Annotated in this window: 19 protein-coding genes and 1 pseudogene; 12 read left to right on the plus strand and 8 right to left on the minus strand. The window is 60.4% G+C overall.

Annotated features, from left to right (window positions below; all coding sequences use genetic code 11):
* Positions 1-801: a TlpA family protein disulfide reductase gene (locus IOD40_RS07465; protein ID WP_198475892.1), complete on the plus strand. Its 801-nt coding sequence runs from the start codon at positions 1-3 to the stop codon at positions 799-801.
* A 503-nt stretch (positions 802-1,304) separates the two neighbouring features.
* On the opposite strand, the gene IOD40_RS07470 is transcribed toward IOD40_RS07465, so the two are convergent.
* The 4 genes from IOD40_RS07470 to IOD40_RS07485 form a co-directional block, all read right to left on the minus strand.
* The gene (locus IOD40_RS07470; RefSeq protein ID WP_198475894.1) at positions 1,305-1,775 is read right to left on the minus strand and encodes a cytochrome b; all 471 of its coding nucleotides are present in this window, start codon (positions 1,773-1,775) and stop codon (positions 1,305-1,307) included.
* Between the two features lie 338 nt (positions 1,776-2,113).
* Positions 2,114-2,617 carry a DUF305 domain-containing protein gene (locus IOD40_RS07475; RefSeq protein WP_198475896.1) on the minus strand — a complete coding sequence of 168 codons (504 nt, stop codon included), beginning with the start codon at positions 2,615-2,617 and terminating at the stop codon, positions 2,114-2,116.
* Positions 2,618-2,639: 22 nt separating this feature from the next.
* Complete coding sequence (locus IOD40_RS07480) at positions 2,640-3,407, minus strand: glutaredoxin family protein (RefSeq protein ID WP_198475898.1); 768 nt, start codon at positions 3,405-3,407, stop codon at positions 2,640-2,642.
* A gap of 18 nt (positions 3,408-3,425) precedes the next feature.
* Entirely contained in the window at positions 3,426-3,719 is a 294-nt protein-coding gene (locus tag IOD40_RS07485; RefSeq protein ID WP_407649103.1) for a metal-sensitive transcriptional regulator, read from the minus strand.
* 163 nt (positions 3,720-3,882) lie between these two features.
* On the opposite strand from IOD40_RS07485, the gene IOD40_RS07490 reads away from it, so the two are divergent.
* Positions 3,883-4,146, plus strand: coding sequence for a hypothetical protein (locus IOD40_RS07490; RefSeq protein ID WP_198475902.1), 264 nt, complete (start codon positions 3,883-3,885; stop codon positions 4,144-4,146).
* A 16-nt stretch (positions 4,147-4,162) separates the two neighbouring features.
* Here the strand turns inward: IOD40_RS07490 and copM (IOD40_RS07495) are convergent, their stop codons facing one another.
* Together copM (IOD40_RS07495) and IOD40_RS07500 are read right to left on the minus strand one after the other, a co-directional pair.
* Positions 4,163-4,567, minus strand: coding sequence for a CopM family metallochaperone (gene copM / locus IOD40_RS07495; protein WP_198475904.1), 405 nt, complete (start codon positions 4,565-4,567; stop codon positions 4,163-4,165).
* A gap of 14 nt (positions 4,568-4,581) precedes the next feature.
* Positions 4,582-4,776 (minus strand): heavy-metal-associated domain-containing protein, encoded by a 195-nt coding sequence (locus IOD40_RS07500; protein WP_198475906.1) that lies wholly within the window; start codon positions 4,774-4,776, stop codon positions 4,582-4,584.
* Positions 4,777-4,936: 160 nt separating this feature from the next.
* Between IOD40_RS07500 and IOD40_RS07505 the strand changes: the two genes are divergently transcribed.
* Both IOD40_RS07505 and IOD40_RS20400 read left to right on the plus strand, forming a co-directional pair.
* Entirely contained in the window at positions 4,937-7,495 is a 2,559-nt protein-coding gene (locus IOD40_RS07505; RefSeq protein WP_198475907.1) for a heavy metal translocating P-type ATPase, read from the plus strand.
* 54 nt (positions 7,496-7,549) lie between these two features.
* A pseudogene (locus IOD40_RS20400) lies at positions 7,550-7,687 on the plus strand (glutaredoxin family protein); the annotation flags it as partial.
* Here the strand turns inward: IOD40_RS20400 and IOD40_RS20405 are convergent.
* A complete protein-coding gene (locus IOD40_RS20405; RefSeq protein ID WP_456061952.1) occupies positions 7,667-7,798 on the minus strand; it encodes a hypothetical protein in 132 nt (43 codons plus the stop codon). The pseudogene IOD40_RS20400 and the gene IOD40_RS20405 overlap by 21 nt on opposite strands.
* Before the next feature lie 26 nt (positions 7,799-7,824).
* Between IOD40_RS20405 and IOD40_RS07515 the strand changes: the two genes are divergently transcribed.
* Genes IOD40_RS07515 through IOD40_RS07525 form a run of 3 tightly spaced genes read left to right on the plus strand, consistent with a single transcriptional unit; the run spans position 7,825 to position 9,583 of the window.
* Positions 7,825-8,838 carry a 2Fe-2S iron-sulfur cluster-binding protein gene (locus IOD40_RS07515; RefSeq protein ID WP_233713886.1) on the plus strand — a complete coding sequence of 338 codons (1,014 nt, stop codon included), beginning with the start codon at positions 7,825-7,827 and terminating at the stop codon, positions 8,836-8,838.
* 20 nt (positions 8,839-8,858) lie between these two features.
* The gene (gene cueR, locus IOD40_RS07520; RefSeq protein ID WP_198475908.1) at positions 8,859-9,374 is read left to right on the plus strand and encodes a Cu(I)-responsive transcriptional regulator; all 516 of its coding nucleotides are present in this window, start codon (positions 8,859-8,861) and stop codon (positions 9,372-9,374) included.
* A gap of 2 nt (positions 9,375-9,376) precedes the next feature.
* Entirely contained in the window at positions 9,377-9,583 is a 207-nt protein-coding gene (locus IOD40_RS07525) for a hypothetical protein (RefSeq protein ID WP_198475909.1), read from the plus strand.
* Between the two features lie 112 nt (positions 9,584-9,695).
* Here the strand turns inward: IOD40_RS07525 and IOD40_RS07530 are convergent, their stop codons facing one another.
* Positions 9,696-10,142: a c-type cytochrome gene (locus tag IOD40_RS07530; RefSeq protein ID WP_198475910.1), complete on the minus strand. Its 447-nt coding sequence runs from the start codon at positions 10,140-10,142 to the stop codon at positions 9,696-9,698.
* Positions 10,143-10,303: 161 nt separating this feature from the next.
* Between IOD40_RS07530 and IOD40_RS07535 the strand changes: the two genes are divergently transcribed.
* The 5 genes from IOD40_RS07535 (at position 10,304) to IOD40_RS07550 (ending at position 13,865) form a co-directional block, all read left to right on the plus strand.
* Positions 10,304-10,675: a hypothetical protein gene (locus IOD40_RS07535; RefSeq protein ID WP_198475911.1), complete on the plus strand. Its 372-nt coding sequence runs from the start codon at positions 10,304-10,306 to the stop codon at positions 10,673-10,675.
* A gap of 173 nt (positions 10,676-10,848) precedes the next feature.
* Positions 10,849-11,184 (plus strand): four-helix bundle copper-binding protein, encoded by a 336-nt coding sequence (locus IOD40_RS20025; protein ID WP_233713887.1) that lies wholly within the window; start codon positions 10,849-10,851, stop codon positions 11,182-11,184.
* A 36-nt stretch (positions 11,185-11,220) separates the two neighbouring features.
* Entirely contained in the window at positions 11,221-11,700 is a 480-nt protein-coding gene (copM, locus tag IOD40_RS07540) for a CopM family metallochaperone (RefSeq protein ID WP_233713888.1), read from the plus strand.
* A gap of 242 nt (positions 11,701-11,942) precedes the next feature.
* Positions 11,943-12,299 (plus strand): hypothetical protein, encoded by a 357-nt coding sequence (locus IOD40_RS07545; protein ID WP_210336821.1) that lies wholly within the window; start codon positions 11,943-11,945, stop codon positions 12,297-12,299.
* Positions 12,300-12,374: 75 nt separating this feature from the next.
* A complete protein-coding gene (locus tag IOD40_RS07550) occupies positions 12,375-13,865 on the plus strand; it encodes a multicopper oxidase family protein (RefSeq protein ID WP_198475913.1) in 1,491 nt (496 codons plus the stop codon).
* Positions 13,866-13,881 lie beyond the last annotated feature (16 nt).

The following is a 13,881-nucleotide window of genomic DNA, read 5'->3' on the forward strand; positions in this document are numbered from 1 at the left end:
ATGAATGCAGTCGCGATCGGTCCCTTTGTCTTCGCGCCCGACCGCTTCGCCGCGATCCTCGCCATCGCCGCCTTTCTCCTGCTGAGCGAGATCCTCGCCCGCAAGGTCGATCAGCGCTTTTCATCCTGGGCCTGGGGCGTGACCGTCACCTTCGTGGTAGGCGCGCGCGTCGGGCACGTCGTCCAGCACGCGAGCAGTTTCCTCGCCGAGCCGCTGCGCGCATTCTACATCTGGCAGGGTGGCTTCATGATCGAAGCCGGCGTCGCATTGGCGTTTGCCTACACGGTCTTTCGCTTCCGGCGGGAATTACGGCTCATACTATGGACCGCCCTGCCGAGCGCGGCTGCGGCCTATGTCGCCTTTTTCGTGCTACAGCTTACCGCCGGCGCGCCGGCGACCCCGCTGCCAACCGGAGGCATCTACCGCACGGTGGCCGGTGAACAGTTCAACCCGGCCGACCTCGAAGGCCAACCTGTGGTCATCAACCTGTGGGCAACATGGTGCCCGCCCTGCCGCCGCGAAATGCCGATGATGGCGGACGTGGCCGCAAACACGGACAATACCAAACTTGTCTTCGTCAACCAAGGTGAAGGCCAGGAGATCATTCAGCGCTATCTGACAGCCGAGAATCTTGAGCTTGAGCACGTCGTGCTCGACGGGCTTGGTGAGTTCGGTCGTCATTACGAGGTGCCGGGCCTGCCGGCTACGTTATTCCTCAAGAGCGACGGGACGCTGCAATCGTTACATATGGGCGAGATCTCAAGAGAGGCCCTCATGAGCGGCATTCAAAACCTCGAATAGCCGCCGCAGGTCTGGCACGGCAGGTATTCCCTGAGACTGAGACGAAGCTGCGACCATCGTCATGATGTCGTCATGCAATCCTCATTGAACCTGCCAGTCGGAGAAGGCACTGAAAGACCAGGAGACCTGTCGAACGATGTCTCGTTATCCGGAAATCTGCTGGTCTTCGCTCACTCCATTCTTGACGCGCTATTGAGCAAGGCGGGAGATATTAGGACCTTTGATCAAGGCGAGCCTTAATTGTCTCCATCTGCTTGATCTCGCTGCGCGGGGCCGCGATGATTTCTTCGCAAAAAGGTTTCGCGCCGAACTGGCCTACGGAGAAGCCGCCGGTCGGGGCACATCCATCCGACTTGCCGCTAAGTCTGCCATGTAGTCTCCTGCTGAGCCCAACCTTGCAATGGCGAGGACCATGAGCCGCATCACGCAACGCTGATTGTCACGCAGGGCTTATCTTGGTCGAAGTCGGCATCCAAAGCTTCTCGGATCGGCCGAATGACGTCTCATTTTCGACCGATCCGTAAGCTCGGCGACATTCTGCTGAGCACGCCATCGCGCCTGATGCCATGCCACAAGGCTGCGGTGAGGTGAAGACCGACAAGTACAAGTGTCACGTACCAGAGCGCTTTGTGACTCCATGCGGCCGGTGCCCAGAAATAGGTCACGATTACGCCGGTTGCCGCTTGGGCTGCGAGGCTCCCGTAAAGGCCCCAGTGAATGGTCGCTGCGGCAAGGTCCCTAAAGTGGTTGATCTGAGGCCGTTGCCGGAGTCGAAGTGCCATGCGCAGGAGCACTAGCGCGCCGATGCCAATACCGCAGTAGTTATGAACCATATGCAGGAAAAGGTCCCATTCCTTGGCCGGGAGAAGTGGGTTATGGGTCCTCGGGATCGCGTCGGCAGTAGACCATTGGATAATGATCATGGCGACAACGACCCAATGGATTACTATCTGAAGTCTAGAATACTTGGGCATTATCGACCACCGCAGGGTAATATATCTACTTTCTTCGCCTTCCCTCACCCGAAACGAACAAAATCAATTGGCACTCCGCTTTGAATTCTGAGCCTGGATAGAAGAGGCGCACTTTCGTCGCAATTCTCACGTTTCGATCCTGAGGTGGAACGCCGTAATTTCAGCACGGCTTAGGAATTTTTTTGCTTTTTATTCGGCTGTATGAATCGGTCTGTCAATGGCCCGTCATGCGTTATTCGAGCCTTGGTTCACTAAGCGGCATCTACGCCCATTTATGGGGCGATCCATTGCGCGTCCGTTTGCCCGTGCTTGACGCGTTTTACAGCGAGGTCGCAGATTCAGGGCTTTTGATCGAGGCGAGCCTTAATTGTCTCCATCTGCTCAATCTCGCTGCGCTGGGCTGCGACGATTTCTTCGCAGAGAGTAAGTAGTTCCGCATCGCGCAGGTCCGCTTCCCTGCACATGAGGATCGCGCCCGAGTGGTGCGGGATCATCGAATCGATAAACTGCTTGTCATCGATCAGGATTTGGGTTCGCGTCGCTGCAAATGAGGCCACCGTCAGGACGATGAACGCGGCATAGAGGGCAACGTTCAAAGCCCGTCGAGGAAACATACCGGGCATCGTCGCCAGCATGAAGATTCCCATTGGCGCCCACATTGTCACCGCCATGTAGAACATATTGAGATTATTATGGAAGTCGTGCAAACCGTCGATCATCGAGAACATCACGACGTACATGACGATCAGGCCAAGCGCCATATTGATCCAGAACATCAGGTAGGGACGTCCTGCGCCGTGGTCGGCTTGTTCGTGCTTGCCGGAATGGGAAGATTGGGTCATCTCGTGCCTCCTTGGTTTGCGCTTAATGTCCGAGGCCGATGCCCATAGGCTTGAGTAGCATCCAGATCGCCATGCCGACCATCATCAGGTTTTCGGTCAGAGACACGAAGCCGAGCGGCACGTTGCTGTCGCCGCCGACGCAGGCGCATTTGAGTTCACGCTTGTCGATATAGACCGCCTTGAAGACCGATACGGCTCCGACGGTGCCGATGAAGAGGGCGACTGGGACCGACAGCCACATCAGGGCGCCGGCCATCATCAGGACGCCCGCCAGCGCTTCGCCGAATGGATAGAGGTAGGAATAGCGCACCCAGCGCTGGGCGAGAAGGTCGTAGTTCAGGAACATGGTGGCGAAGCCCTCCACGTCCTTGAGCTTTTGCAGGGCGAGCAGACACATGGCAATGGCGATGAACCATTCAGCCGCCTCGACCGTCGCGAGGCTGCCGAATGCCGCCCAACTCGCCGCCAGCGCCATCAACGCCGCCATCGCGAACAGCGCGATCACCGGCGTATAGGTCGTGGCGTCCTTGTCCTTCACCTCCTTGCCGAAGAAGGCGAGAAGATCGTCGTAGCCGCCGATGCGCTTGCCGCCGATGAAGGTTTGCGGCGTGGTCTCGACTCTGTGCTTTTCCTTGAAAGCGTCGATCTCGGCGCGCAAAGTCAACTCGTGATCCTCGACCACATAGCCCTCGCGCTTCAGGAGATCGAGCGATTTGAGACCATAGGGGCAGGTGTGCTCCGCCGTCACCATCCTGTGCAGTTCGGCGTGTTTCTGGGTGGAAGTGGCCATGTCGTCAGTCCTTCGATTTCAGAGTTTTGCTTTTGCGAACACCTCGACCAGTTCGCTGAATTTCTGGCGTTGCGCGTCCGCATCGCCCGCCGCGATCGCGTCCTCGACACAACAGGCAGCATGCGTCTTGAGAATTTCGGTCTCGACTTTGGACAACGCCGCCTTGATGGCGTGGATCTGGTAGAGGATATCGATGCAGTAGCGGTCATCAGCCAGCATCTGGCCGATGCCGCGCACCTGACCTTCGATACGATTGAGCCTCGCGCGGAGGGCTTTGCTGTCCTTGTGGCACATCGTCGTAAAATACCCCATATGGGTATATTTAACACCCGGAAGCCATCCTGGGTTCCCTGCAATTGAATAATCTCGTCGGCGACTTCCCATCTGCTTTGGGCCGTTGTCGCGATAATAACGGGGGTTGACCTTCCAACGGTGGGAAGGATCATCTTTGCTAGACAGCAAAGGAGATCAATCCATGAAGATCAGAGCCGAGAATCTGATCGCCGCTGTTGGCGAGCTTCGGGTCGGGCTGCTTGCGGTCAGGAATCTGGCCGATACGCTACTGTCCCTCATCGAGGCAGCGGACACGTCACCATCGTCGAAACGGGGTTCCGGACGTGGTTCGGCGTCCATGCGAGCCGTTTGCCTTGATCGAAGGCGCACCGACGGGGCGCTTGTCGCCTTCGCGGTGGCAACCGTCATCGTGCTGATGACCGGCAAAGGAAAAGGGCGGAATTGATCCGCCCTTTTCCTTATCATTGACCACGCTTGGCCAGCCATTCCTGCATCTGCGCGATCTCTGCCTCTTGAGCGGAGATGACCTCCTCAGCGAGCGCTCGCACCTCGGGGTCCGATCCGTGTTCGAGAACGACACGGGCCATGTCGATGGCGCCCTGGTGATGCGGGATCATACCGCGCATGAAATCCTCGTCCGCATCGCCCGTAAACTCGATGGCCATATCGGCGTGCATCTTGTCGTTAACTTCCTGATAGGCCCGAATCACAGGGTTGTCCGAAGGCGTGCTGGTGCCGTGTCCGGCATGCTCACCGTGATTCATGGTCGCTCCTTGTCCTTGCTCGTCCATCTGGGACTGCGCGTAGGCGAGCCCCCCGGCAATGACGAACGCGCCGGCAATGAAGATCGGGGTGAGCTTGTTCATGACGTAGCTCCTTATCAGTTTACGGTTGCAGGATAGCCGGCTTCTTCCAGAACCTCCTGAAGAGCCTCCGCGGTAGCCGTCGTCTCGACCTTGACCGCGCGTGCCTCCGGATTCGTTTCCACCCTGGCGCTGGGGTCGACGGACTGGATCGCCTTGGTGACGGATTTCGCGCAGCCGCCGCAGGTCATGTTCTCGATTCTGAGTTCCATGATAATTCTCCTTGTTTCTGTCTCACGCCGGCGAATGTGGGGCTTCCAACCATGGTAAGGTCAATAGCGATTTTTCTCTTCGCTACCTCTTGACCTTCCCATGGTTGGAAGCCCCATCTTCTGCCCGAACTGGAATTTCGGGACAAGAAAGGAGGCGGCTATGAATGCCCCCGTTCAAGCAACAGACCTGTCCGGGACGATCTCGCTCCCCATCGAGGGAATGACCTGCGCTTCCTGCGTCGGTCGCGTTGAAAGGGCCCTCAAGGCCGTGCCCGGCGTCGCCGATGCCGTCGTCAACCTGGCGACAGAAAAGGCGAGCATCACCACGAAGGTCCCTGTCGATGCCTCCACGCTCGTCAAGGCTGTGGAGGATGTGGGCTATGAGGTTGCGGCAAGCTTCTCCGCGCCTGTGGCGGCCTCGCTTGAGCTGGCGGTCGAGGGGATGACCTGCGCATCCTGCGTGGGTCGCGTTGAAAAGGCGCTCAAGGCCGTGCCCGGCGTCACCAATGCCGTCGTCAACCTCGCGACCGAAAGGGCCACGATCAAGGGCAGTGCCGATGTGGCAGCCTTGGTGGCGGCAATAGAGAACGCCGGATACGACGCCAAGGTGATCGCAGCAGACGCCCGGGGCAGCCAGTCCGAAACGGATGATCGTGCCGAGAAGAAGGAAGCTGAGCGCCGTGAACTGACCCGCGATTTCACGATTGCTGTGCTGCTGACCGTGCCTGTCTTCATCCTGGAGATGGGCTCGCACGTCATCCCCGGCATGCATGACCTGATCGCTTCGACCATCGGCATGCAGATGAACTGGTACATCCAGTTCCTGCTAACGACCATCGTCCTGTTCGTTCCGGGTATCCGCTTTTATGATAAGGGGCTTCCGGCACTGTGGCGGCTCGCCCCCGACATGAACTCCCTGGTCGCTGTCGGCACACTCGCGGCTTACGGTTATTCGCTGGTCGCGACCTTCGCACCCGGCTTCCTGCCTGCCGGAACGGTGAACGTTTATTTCGAGGCCGCAGCCGTCATCGTGACGCTGATCCTGCTCGGCCGTCTGCTGGAGGCGCGTGCCAAGGGGCGCACGTCCGAGGCGATCAAGCGTCTTGTCGGCCTTCAGGCCAAGATGGCGCGCGTGCGCAGGGACGGCAAGACGGTTGAACTGCCGATCGATTCCGTTCTGGCCGGAGACATCGTCGAGGTTCGGCCCGGCGATCGCATCCCGGTGGATGGCAAGGTCATCGAAGGCGAGAGCTATGTCGACGAATCGATGATCACCGGTGAGCCGATCCCGGTTTCCAAGGGAAACGGCAGCGAGGTCGTGGCCGGAACGGTGAACCAGAAGGGCGCCTTTGCCATTCGAGCAATAGCAGTCGGCGGCAACACCGTTCTGTCGCAGATCATCCGCATGGTCGAGGACGCGCAGGGCTCCAAGCTGCCGATCCAGGCGCTGGTCGACAAAGTCACGATGTATTTCGTGCCGGCCGTCTTCGCCGTCGCAGCCCTAACCTTTGCGGCCTGGCTCTGGTTCGGGCCGTCGCCCGCGCTCACTTTCGCGCTGGTCAACGCCGTCGCGGTTCTGATCATCGCCTGCCCTTGCGCCATGGGCCTGGCTACGCCGACCTCGATCATGGTCGGCACGGGCCGCGGTGCCGAGCTGGGCGTGCTCTTCCGCAAGGGCGAAGCGCTGCAATTGCTGAAAGACGCCAAGGTCGTCGCAGTCGACAAGACGGGCACGTTGACGGAAGGCAAACCGGCTCTCACCGATCTGGAACTGGCCGCCGGATTTGAGCGCGCAGATGTGTTGGCTCTGGTCGCGGCCGTCGAGGCCAAGTCCGAACACCCGATCGCCCGCGCGATCGTGGACGCGGCCGCCGCGGAGAACATCTCACTGCCGGACGTGTCGGACTTCGAATCGGTGACAGGTTTCGGCGTGAAGGCTGCGGCCGGTGGCAAGCGGGTCGAGATAGGCGCTGACCGCTACATGAGCGAACTCGGTCACGACGTGGCGGCGTTCTCCAAGGTCGCCGAACGCCTCGGCGATGAAGGTAAGTCTCCGCTCTATGCGGCGATCGACGGCAAGCTCGCGGCGATCATCGCTGTGGCTGATCCCATCAAGGAGACGACGCCGGCCGCCATCAAGGCGCTGCACGATCTTGGCCTAAAGATCGCGATGATCACTGGCGACAACAAGCGCACGGCCAAGGCCATTGCCGCGCGGCTGGGCATCGACGAGGTGGTGGCGGAAGTGCTGCCGGACGGCAAAGTCGACTCGATCCGTCGCCTCAAGGCCGAGCATGGCAAGGTCGCCTTCGTCGGTGACGGCATCAATGACGCGCCGGCGCTGGCCGAGGCGGATGTGGGCCTTGCCATCGGCACCGGCACGGACATTGCCATCGAGGCTGCCGACGTGGTGCTGATGTCGGGCAGCCTGCAAGGCGTGCCGAACGCGATCGCGTTGTCCAAGGCGACGATCGGCAACATCCGGCAGAACCTGTTTTGGGCCTTTGCCTACAACACGGCTCTGATCCCCGTTGCCGCTGGCCTGCTCTATCCGGCTTACGGCATCCTGCTGTCGCCCGTCTTCGCCGCCGGCGCGATGGCCTTGTCGAGCGTCTTCGTGCTCGGCAATGCGCTGAGGCTCAAGACCTTCCGCGCCCCGGCACAGGCTGAAAGCGGTGCCGTCCGGCACCGTCAGCCGGAACTTGCACCCGCGGAATAAGAACAGACGAGCTTGCTTCGGCAGGCTCGCCACATCTGCGAAAGGGATGAAGCGATGACCAATTCAGGAACTCCGTCGGTGCTGCTTTATACAACGCCAACCTGCCCCGATTGCCATGCCGTTAAGCGGTGGCTTGCAGATCAGGGTGTGCCGTTCGAAGAACGGGACCTGTCAGATCCGCAGATCGCCGAAGAGGCGAAAGCGCGGACCGGCGTGCGCGTTGCCCCGATCACCATCGTCAATGAACAGGTCTTCTACGGAACCTTCGCCGACCAGAACCCCGCCTTGCGGAGGCTCTGTCATCGAACATCGCCTGAGGGGAGATTGTCATGGCAAGACGAATCGAAATCCGGCAGGCGGCGCGCACTATCGACGTGCCGGACGGCCGAACCATTCTGGAGAGCGCGCTGGAAGAAGGGTTCGCATACCCTCATGGATGCCGTTCGGGTCGCTGCGGCTCCTGCAAGTCCCGACTGCTCAGCGGCGAGGTCGGCCTTCTGCCGCATACGCGCTTTTCCCTGACGGACGATGAGCGGGCTCAGGGATTGATCCTCGCATGCCGCGCGCAGCCGCTTACGGACTGCGCGGTCGCATGGCTCGACGAGGACGAGGAACAGCTTGATCTTCCCGTCCGCACCTTTCGGACGCGGGTCGTCGCGATCGATGACGCAACCCACGACATCCGGCAAATCAGGCTGGAGATCGAAACGGGAGAGACCGTCACGTTCAAGGCGGGCCAGTATGCGCAGGTGACGTTCGACGGCGTTCCGGCGCGCGACTATTCGATGGCGAACCGGCCGGGTCGAGCCCAACTCGAATTCCACATAAGACATGTGCCCGGTGGAGCGACGAGCGAACACATCGCCAGGTCGCTCAAGGTCGGCGACGAGGTTACGGTTCGCGGACCTCTCGGCAGCTCGTTTCTGCGCGAACAGCATACGGGACCGATTCTGTCAGTTGCCGGCGGATCGGGACTGGCGCCGATCAAGTCGATTGTCGAAACGGCACTGACAAGCGGCCTGCGGCGGCCGATCCATCTTTATTTCGGGGCGCGGACGGAACGTGATCTCTATCTCATCGAACATTTCAATCTTCTAGCGAGCACTTACGGCAACCTCACGTTCACTCGTCCTTTCCAAGGTCAGCCGATCCGAACACTTCCGAACCGGCCTAGTAACGGATGCGATCGTGAGCGACGTCAGAATCTCGATGGCTGGAGGGCCTATATGGCCGGACCGCCTGCCATGATCGATGCCTCCAGCATCATGCTTCGCGAGTTGGGATTGCGCGCTGAGGACATACATGCGGACGTGTTTTTTACGCCCGAAAAAGCGCTTATATGAGCGGATGAAAGGAACTGGGGATGAATATCGGAAAAGCAGCGGCAGCATCGGGCGTCTCGGCCAAGATGATCCGCTACTACGAGTCGATCGGATTGATCCCAGAAGCATCGCGAACGGATAGCGGTTATCGCGATTACTCCGACAAGGATGTGCATACGCTGCGCTTCATAAGGCGCGCGCGCGATCTCGGCTTCTCGGTCGAGCAGATGAGCGAGCTACTTGCTTTGTGGCGTGACCGGAGCCGGGCGAGTGCGGACGTCAAGCGTGTTGCGCTCCAACATGTCGAGGAACTTGAACGGAAGGCGCGCGAACTCAGGGAGATGAGCATGACGCTCAAGCATCTGGCCGAGAACTGCCGGGGCAATGCCCGGCCGGACTGCCCGATCATCGACGAGCTGTCGGCGGCTGATGGCCCTGAGACCAGCCCCACGCGCACCCGCCATCGTTCTGGCACGACAGGGAACAGGTTCGAGCACACAAGGCCCGTCGTGTCGGCGCAGGCGAAACGAAGCGACCACGGCGCTAGGGAGCAATAGGCATGACCCTTGCCGGCGAAATCCTGCACCTGTTCAAACGAGCATGTTCGGACGGCGACATGGAAGTTGCCGAGAAGCTACTGCAAGCCCTTGAACTGATTGATGCGCGAGGACTCGGCGCCGCAGCTTCGGATAAGCCGTTGTCTCAAGCCTATCTGGCTATCGGTGAGCTCCCTGTGCCTCCGAAAAAATGTCAGCGGCCTCATTAAGACATCATGTGTTCAGTGAGACCCCAGAATGGGACTAGGAATGCCGACTTCGCAGGTCAATAACCACTCGCGTACGAGCGGATCACGATTCGGAGGCGGTTGACTGCGAAATTCAGCGGCGTCGGGAAACCTCCTCCTGAAATCCGCGCTCTCGTTCCGGCCAGGTACTCTTGATAAAGGCGAGGACCGCCCGGATCTCGGCATCGCCCAGGGTATCGCCAAAACCAGGCATGTCGCTCTCGTAGTTTCCCCCGACGACGGCGGCTGTGCCCTCTTTGACGATGCGGAACAGCATCTCATCGGCATGATGCCAAGTGTGGCCGCTGGCATCATGCGGGGGAGCCGGCAGTCGCCCGGACGGTAGAGGCGTTTTCCAGTCAGGCTGCCCCTCGAGTTGCACGCCGTGGCAGGCCGCGCAGTGATCTCCATAGATAGTGCGACCGGCTGCGATTGTTGCCGCGTCTTCGCCATTAGTCCGAAGGTCAACGAAGGTCCAACTGCCGATAATGATCGCGCCGGCTGTGATGCCGAGGCCGATCACAACTCTTGCGTTGGTCACTCAGCCTGCTCTGTAAGCTGTTTGGAACCGTCCAGACTGTCTAATTCAAAGCAAGTCATTGCGATACCTCATGCAGTGGAACCCTTAGTCGGCTGATGCGTTCCGGCGTTATGCGACGGCAGGCCACAAAGAGCAAATCTGAATCCTTTTGGCAAAAGCTTGTGAGCGCTCTGGCGCTTCTGGCAACCGTCATGTTCATGGCGCATGGCGCGATGGCAGAGACTTTGGGGTTGCACGTTCATGCGCTCGACGCTGCTCAGCCCTGTCACACTGAATCATCGTCGGACGCGACGAATTGGCTTTCCGATTCCGTCGCCCACGACGAATCCTCAAGTGTTGCCGACCCGCAGTCGGGCGTGGATCAGCATAATAGTTCCGCCTGCTGCGGAAAAGCTTGCATGGCTGCGCTCGTGCCGGATCAGGTTCCTCGTTTGCAAAGCCCGCGTGGCGATCAGAAGTCACTGGTTCTCGCCTGCTGGCTCACCGGTCTTTCTCCGGAGGGGCCGCGCCGCCCCCCGAGAACATCCAACTGATTTGATCGTTCTCCGTCGAGAGCGCATGACAGCTGTGATGCTGACGTCTCTCACGCCGCTTTGGATGGATGACGGTCTATGGACGCGGCCTATCTTGTTTTGCGTCCCTGCTGTGACTGGCGTCACCCGCGCAGTCCTCAGTCCCTACGCCTTTCCATAGATGGAGAAACCAAATGCACCACGAGATGTCCCCTGAAATGCAGAGCTGCATCGACGAATGCCTGCGCTGCCATAGTGTTTGCCTAAGCACAGCCATGAACCATTGCTTGGAGGCAGGCGGGCGTCACGTCGAGCCACGCCACTTCCGAATAATGATCGCTTGTGCGGAAATCTGTCAGACCGCAGCTAACTTTATGCTGATGGGCACCGACCTTCACAAACGCACCTGCGCAGTTTGCGCCGACATCTGTGAAGAATGCGCCCAGAGCTGCGAGCAGACAGGCGATATGCAGGAATGCGTTGATGCCTGCCGCCAGTGCGCGGACAGTTGTCGGAAGATGGCAGCTTGATCGCCGCAAAACCAGTCACATCAAAGGAACACTTTCATGCGTAAGTTTAAATATGCCGTCGTCTGCACTGTTCTGCTCGCCACCCCTGCGGCTTTCGCCCAAGAGGGCGGGGCAGGAATGCAGCATAACCAGCACGGTATGACCGACCTGTCGATACTTCCGCAGGGCTGCCAAGATGCGATCCAGCAGTCCGGAACGTCCGGAATGATGCAAGGGATGGACATGTCGAGCATGATGGGAGGCATGGAGAACATGGATGAGGCGCAGCAAGCCTCCATGCAGGCCATGATGGAGATGAATGGCCCGATGATGGCCACTCATACCATCAAGGATCCCGATCTCGCTTTTCATTGCGGGATGATCGCCCATCACGCGGGTGCCATCGCCATGGCCGAAGTCGAGCTGCAATACGGTGATGACGAAGAGTCGAAAGCGATCGCTCAGAGGATCATCGACGCTCAAGGCCCGGAAATCGAAGAGATGACTGCCTGGGTCGATGAGCATACAGGCCAGTAGTAGGATTCGGACCGCTGGAGCTTGATGCTGCGGCGGTCCTAACGATCGCAAAGAGTGTATGTGCGGCCTACAGGAGACGAATCCATGTCGCTGTCTCGCCGCACAGCACTCGCGAGGTCAATTTTAGCGCGGCGAGACCGACTAGCAGATGACTGGCAGCTCGACCGGCCAGAAACCTTCCTAAGACCGGAGAGCAGCTCAAAGCAATGGACATTCCGCTGAGCAATGTCTATCTTTCCTGCATGTTCGCTCGTCTTACCACTATGCTCGCCGTACTCGCGATCGCCGTCATGACGACGGTGACGGCTGGGCACGCGGGGCGCCTGAGCGCGGAGCCGGATCACGCCGTGCATGTTAGCAAGACGATGCAGGTTGATTCCGACCATGTAGGACCCTGCGGCGGTGAACGGCACTGTGGATCAGGTGATGTCGCAAACTGTGAGCTGCTTTGCGCAGGTGTATCGGTCTTCCTGGCCTCGCCAAGCGAAGGGTCTGGCAGCAATTACGCGCCTGTCAGCCATGACCTGCCGGCTGCTGAAAATGTCGCCAGTCGGGCACCTGGACTGAACGAACGACCTCCCAAGCTCCGTCTCCTCTGATCACGTGCCCGGGCTGCTGCCTGCGGCGCCCCATCGGCTTTGAAGAACGGGACTGATTGTCCCGAGGAGACGACCATGAATACCATTTCACGACGCGGCTTTCTTGCCGCTGGCGCAGCCATGCTGGCCTCTGCGCATCTGCCCCGAATCGCGTCAGCGCAGGGCATCGCCCCGCTGCCCTTGCACGCCGCCAGCCGGGTGCTGGACATCGACGGTCGCGCCGCCACCGTTTGGGGCCTTGCCGGCCCGGCCGGACAGGGCTTGACGCTCGACCCCGGCGCGCGGTTCCGGGTGGATCTGCGCAACGATCTCGATGTTGAAACGCTGATCCACTGGCACGGCCAGATCCCGCCCAACGCACAGGATGGCGTGCCCGACATACCCTTGCCTATGCTCGCACCCGGCGAGACGCGCGCTTATGACTTTGCGCCGCTGCCCGGCACCTACTGGATGCATGCGCATGTGCCGCTGCACGAGATGCGGCTTCTGGCAGCACCGCTGATCGTGCGCAGCGCCGAGGATATCAGCGCCGACCGGCAGGAAGTAGTGCTGTTCCTGCATGACTTCTCGTTCAAGGCACCCGAGGAAGTGATGGCCGAGATCCTCGACGGCCATGGAGGCGGCCACGGCACGGACATGGGCGGCATGGCGGGTATGGATCATGGCGCCATGGGGAACATGCCGATGGAAGGCATGGATCACGGTGCCATGGGCGGCATGATGGCGATGGGTGCCATGGACGGCATGGCGATGGACCTCAATGACTACGACTGGGACGCCTATCTTGCCAATGATCGCACGCTGTCGGACCCCCAGGTGGTGCAGGTCGAGCGCGGCGGGCGCGTCCGCCTGCGGGTGATCAACGCCGCCGCGGCGACAGTGTTCTGGATCGAGACCGGCGAGGTGCAGGCGCGGCTTGTCGCGGTGGACGGACATGCGGTTCAACCGGTTCTTGGCACGCGCTTCGGCCTGGCCATGGGCCAGCGGCTCGATCTGGAGATTGACCTGCCGAACGAGGGCGGCGCTTGGCCGATCCTCGCGCTACGGGAAGGCGCGCGTGAGCGCACCGGCCTGATCCTTGCCACGCAGGGCGCCGAAATCCGGCGCATCGATGCCGTGGCTGAAGCGGAAGCCCCCGCCTTCGACACCGATCTGGCGCAGGAGTCGCGTCTGCTCGCGGCGGAGGCGCTGCCGGATCGGCCGGTGGACCGCAGCCATATGGTGATGCTGGGCGGCTCGATGCAGCCCTATGTCTGGACGATCGACGGAGCCGTCTGGGGCCAGCATCGCCCGATAGCCGCGCGCAGCGACGAGCGGGTCGTGCTGTCCTTCCACAACATGTCGATGATGGGCCACCCGATGCATCTGCACGGGCATGTGTTCCAGGTCGTCGCGCTGAACGGCCGTGCGGTCCGCGGCGCGCGGCGGGACACGGTCTATGTGCCGCCTATGTCGATGGTCGATGTCGCGCTCGACGCCGGCGAGGCCGCGCGCTGGATGCTGCATTGCCACCACATGCCGCATCTCGAGACCGGCATGATGACCGAGTTTGAGGTCAGCGCATAAGCCAGAGGATGGCAGA

Origin of the sequence: Aquamicrobium zhengzhouense (assembly GCF_016124105.1) — a bacterium.
GTDB classification, from domain to species: Bacteria; Pseudomonadota; Alphaproteobacteria; order Rhizobiales; family Rhizobiaceae; genus Aerobium; species Aerobium zhengzhouense.